Origin of the sequence: Erythrobacter donghaensis (assembly GCF_001557325.1) — a bacterium.
Classification (GTDB): domain Bacteria; phylum Pseudomonadota; class Alphaproteobacteria; order Sphingomonadales; family Sphingomonadaceae; genus Erythrobacter; species Erythrobacter donghaensis_B.
Genome location: NZ_LSJS01000107.1, coordinates 1 through 4,177, shown reverse-complemented (window position 1 = coordinate 4,177; position 4,177 = coordinate 1). Strand labels below are relative to the sequence as shown.

Annotated in this window: 5 protein-coding genes; 1 reads left to right on the top strand and 4 read right to left on the bottom strand. The window is 67.4% G+C overall.

What is annotated here, in order from left to right; all coding sequences use genetic code 11:
• Window positions 1-241: 241 nt before the first annotated feature.
• Window positions 242-844, top strand: a complete 603-nt coding sequence (locus AX692_RS05925; RefSeq protein WP_230959525.1) for a hypothetical protein — start codon at window positions 242-244, stop codon at window positions 842-844.
• 3 nt (window positions 845-847) lie between these two features.
• Here the strand turns inward: AX692_RS05925 and AX692_RS05920 are convergent, their stop codons facing one another.
• The 4 genes from AX692_RS05920 to AX692_RS05905 form a co-directional block, all read right to left on the bottom strand.
• The gene (locus AX692_RS05920) at window positions 848-1,861 is read right to left on the bottom strand and encodes an NAD-dependent epimerase/dehydratase family protein (protein ID WP_073975487.1); all 1,014 of its coding nucleotides are present in this window, start codon (window positions 1,859-1,861) and stop codon (window positions 848-850) included.
• 13 nt (window positions 1,862-1,874) lie between these two features.
• The gene (fabI, locus tag AX692_RS05915; protein WP_073975488.1) at window positions 1,875-2,681 is read right to left on the bottom strand and encodes an enoyl-ACP reductase FabI; all 807 of its coding nucleotides are present in this window, start codon (window positions 2,679-2,681) and stop codon (window positions 1,875-1,877) included.
• Window positions 2,681-3,580: a YihY/virulence factor BrkB family protein gene (locus AX692_RS05910; protein ID WP_073977224.1), complete on the bottom strand. Its 900-nt coding sequence runs from the start codon at window positions 3,578-3,580 to the stop codon at window positions 2,681-2,683. Before AX692_RS05910 ends, fabI begins: the two co-directional genes overlap by 1 nt.
• A 31-nt stretch (window positions 3,581-3,611) precedes the next feature.
• On the bottom strand, window positions 3,612-4,177 hold a 566-nt coding region (locus AX692_RS05905; protein ID WP_230961039.1), incomplete at its 5' end, for a J domain-containing protein.

The window sequence follows — 4,177 nt, the reverse complement described above, 5'->3', positions numbered from 1 at the left end:
TCGATCCCTGCGGGATCGAGCACCTGCGGCTCGCGCGCGTGCGCTCTCGGTCGCTGCGCGACCGAGGCCGCTCGAATGATGGCACCAGGCCTGTTCTCCCCTCCCCTCGTGGGAGGGGCTGGGGGAGGGGGCTCTGCGGGCCGATCCAACGCTCCCCGATTTTGTCGGCGCTTGCCGCCCTGTGCCCCCTTCACGGGCGGTTCAGCCCTTCAGGCCTAGACAAACCCTCCCGCTCGGGGGCATGGCTGCTGCCTCGCCTTTGCGCGACAACGAGGACACCCGCACCATGAAGCGCCTGCTCGCCCCCGCCACCCCCGCCGCTCTGGCCCTTCTCGCCGCCGCCGCGAGCCCCGCTTTCGCCCAGAGCGCGGACGAGAAGATCAACATGGTGATCGCCTACAGCGCCGACGAATGCCCCGTCGCCCAGCCCGGCGAAGTCGTTGTGTGCGAAATCCTCGTCGAGGAGGAGCGCTACCGCATCCCCTCGAACCTGCGCTATTCGGACGACCCGGCCAACGTCGCCCGCGCGCGGCAGGTCGAGGAGATCAAGTATGTCGGCGATTTTGGCACCATGAGCTGCTCGCCCGCCGGCGCCGGCGGGTTCACCGGGTGCAACCAGAAATTCGTCGAGGCCGCCTACAAGGACAAGTCGGAGGCCGACGCCGTGCGCTTCGGCCAGCTGATCGAGAAGGCGCGCCAGGAACGCCTCTCCACCATCGACGCCGAAGCCGCCGCCGAGCAGGAGCGTGTCGAGATGATCGAGCGCGAATACATGGAGCGGCTCGAGCGCGAGCGTCAGGCCGAGCTCCCCGGCGAGGGCCAGCTCCCCCCGCCGCCGAAGTAGGGCTCAAACCCGGTAATATTCCCGATACCACGCGACGAACCGCGCCACGCCCTCGCGGAACGGGGTCTGCGGCGCGTAGCCGGTGAGCGCCTTCAAGAGCGAGGCATCGGCCCAGGTCGCAGGCACGTCGCCGGTCTGCATCGGCATGAAGTTCTTCACCGCCGCGCGCCCGCACTCGGCCTCGATCGCCTCGATGAAGTCCATCAGCCGTACCTTGTCGCCATTGCCGATATTGACCACCCGGAACGGGGCGACCGGCGAGAGGCTGTCGCCTGCGGGAATGTCCTCGGGGGTCTCGGGCCGCACCGGGGCTGCGTCGATCAGCAGGCGGATGCCGCGCACCAGGTCGGCGACGTAGGTGAAATCGCGGTACATCTCGCCGTCGTTGTAGATGTCGATCGGGGTGCCTTCGAGGATCCCTCGGGTGAACTTGAACAGCGCCATGTCGGGCCGCCCCCAGGGGCCGTAGACCGTGAAGAAGCGGAACATCGTGGTCGGCAGGTTCCAGAGGTGCGCATAGGAATGCGCCATCGCCTCGTTCGCCTTCTTGGTCGCGGCGTAGAGCGTCAGCGGCGTGTCGACCTTTTGCCCCTCGTGGAACGGCATCTCGGTCTCGGCCCCATAGACCGAGGAGGTCGAGGCCATCAGCAGGTGATCGACCTGCAATTCGCGCGCGCATTCCATCACGTTGAAGGTGCCCACAAGGTTCGCGTCGACATAGGCGCGCGGGTTCTCGAGGCTGTAGCGCACCCCCGCCTGCGCGGCGAGGTGGACGATCACATCGGGCTTCTCCGCCAGCGCCAGCGCGTGGAGTGTGTCGAAGTCTTCGAGCAGGCCTTCCACGCAGCTGAAATGCGGATGCTGGAGCAGCATCTGGTGCCGCCGCTGCTTGATCCGGACGTCATAGTAATCGGTCATCCCGTCGAAGCCGACGACCCGGAACCCCTCCTCCAGCAGCAGTTGCGAGAGGTGAAAGCCGATGAACCCGGCCGATCCGGTGACGAGAACGGTGCGCATCGGGGCCTCGCCGTCAGGACAGCGCGATATCGGGCGCGTCTTCCTGCTTCATGCCGACGATGTGGTAGCCCGCATCGACATGGTGCGTCTCCCCCGTCACCCCCGATGACAGGTCGGACAGCAGATAGAGCCCCGCCCCGCCGACATCCTCGATCGTGACATTGCGGCGCAGCGGCGCGTTGTATTCGTTCCACTTGAGGATGTAGCGGAAGTCGCCGATCCCGCTCGCGGCGAGCGTCTTGATCGGCCCGGCGCTGATCGCGTTGACGCGGATGCCGCGCGGCCCGAGGTCGTTGGCGAGATACTTGACGCTGGTCTCGAGCGCCGCCTTGGCGACGCCCATGACGTTGTAATGGGGCACGACCTTTTCGGCGCCGTAGTAGCTCAGCGTCAGGATCGCCCCGCCGCTCTCCGGCATCATCGCGCTCGCGCGCTGGGCGATGGCGACCAGCGAATAGGCCGAGATGTTCATGGTGTTGAGGAAGTTGTCGAGGCTGGTGTCGACATACTTCCCGCGCAGCTCGTTCTTGTCGGAATAGCCGATCGCGTGGACCACGAAGTCGATCGTGTCCCAACGCTGCTTCAAAGCGGCGAAGGCGGCATCGAGCGATTCCATCTTCGCCACGTCGCATTCGAAAGTGAAATCGCTGCCGAGCTCGGCGGCGAGCGGGATAACCCGCTTGGCGAGCGCCTCGCCCTGGTAGGAAAAGGCAAGCTCCGCCCCCTGTTCGGCCAGCTTCTTCGCAATCCCCCAGGCGAGCGACTTGTCGTTGGCAAGCCCCATGATCAGGCCGCGCTTGCCCGCCATCACACCGTTCATCACGCTTTCTCCTCGCTTGGCCCCTTCGCCGTGCCCGCCGATTCCTGTGCCAGCGCCGCATTCAGCTGCGCGCCAATAACGAGCCCGAGGCCAACGAGCCAGAAAAACAGCAGGGTGACGATGCTTCCGGCGAGGCTGCCATAGGTGACGTCGTAGGAAAAGGCGCCGCGCAGCACCACCGGCAGCGCCGCGGCGACCGCCAGCCACCAGGCGGCGGTGAAGGCCGCACCCGGCCACTTGGGATAGCGCCGGCCGCGGAAGGCGTGCGGCGTCAGCGTCAGGAACAGCACCCACAGCGACAGCGCGAGGCCGAGCCCGGGCACGATCCGCGACAGGCTGAGCGTGCCGATCCACTCGCCCAGTTGCGGCACGGCCGCGGCGATCACCTCCTGCGCGCCGCCGATCAGCACCTGCGCGAAGAGCGACAGCATCAGCACCACCACCGCCGCCAGGATCAGCCCGGCCGAAAGCAGGCGGGTCTTCCAGAACGGGCTTGCGCTCTTGTGGCCATAGGCGCGGCGCAGGATGTCGCGGATCGTCTCGACCAGGCTCGAGACGGTCCACAGCGCGACCGCGCCCCCGACCCACAGCAGCAAGCCCGAGCGCGCGGTGATCACCGTCTCGGCAACCGGCACGATCACCGCGGCGACCGAGCTCGGCATGGCCCGCGCCACCGCGAAGATCATCTCCTCCGCATTCTCGCGCCCGCCGATGATGTCGAACAGCGCCGCGCCGATGATGAAGAAGGGAAAGATCGCCAGCATCGACAGATAGGCGAGGTTGCCGGCGTGGATGAAGCCGTCGTTGAAGGTGTTCACCGCGACCCGGCGGATCACCGGCCATGCCCCGGGCGACCCGCCGGTCGCGGGAGACGGGGTGGAAGCTTCGTTTGCAGTCATGGGGAACAGCCCTCCGGCCGACGTGCGGCGCCTAGAGCCCGAACTTTTCGCGCGGGCGGGCAGGGTCAACCCAGCCGTCAAGCCGTTGTTCCAAGGCCGCAAGATCTTGCGGCAATTGAATTTCGATCGTCACCAGCTGGTCGCCGCGCTCGTGCCTGCCATCAACGGTCTTGCCGGTCTTCTTCGTCCAGCCCTTGCCCGCCAGTCGCAGCACCGTGCCGCTGGAGGTGCCCGGCTTGATCGTCAGCATCACCGCGCCGTCGACCGTCGGGCACTTGACCTTGGCGCCGCGCACCGCCTCGTCGAGGGTGACGGGCAGGTCCATGCGGATATGGTCGCCCTCGCGCCGGAAGAAGGGGTGGGTGCCGACCTCGACCATGACGATCCCGTCGCCATTGCCGCCGGGGCCGGGGTGGCCCTTGTCCTTGAGGCGCATCATCGTGCCATCCTCGACGCCCGCGGGGAGCTTCAGGCTGATCGCCTTGCCGTCGGCGAGCGTGATGCGCTGGTCGCGCCCCGCGGCGGCCTCGACGAAGGGCACCGCGAGCCGGTACTGGATATCCGCGCCGCGCCGGGGCGCGACCAGCGCATCACGCT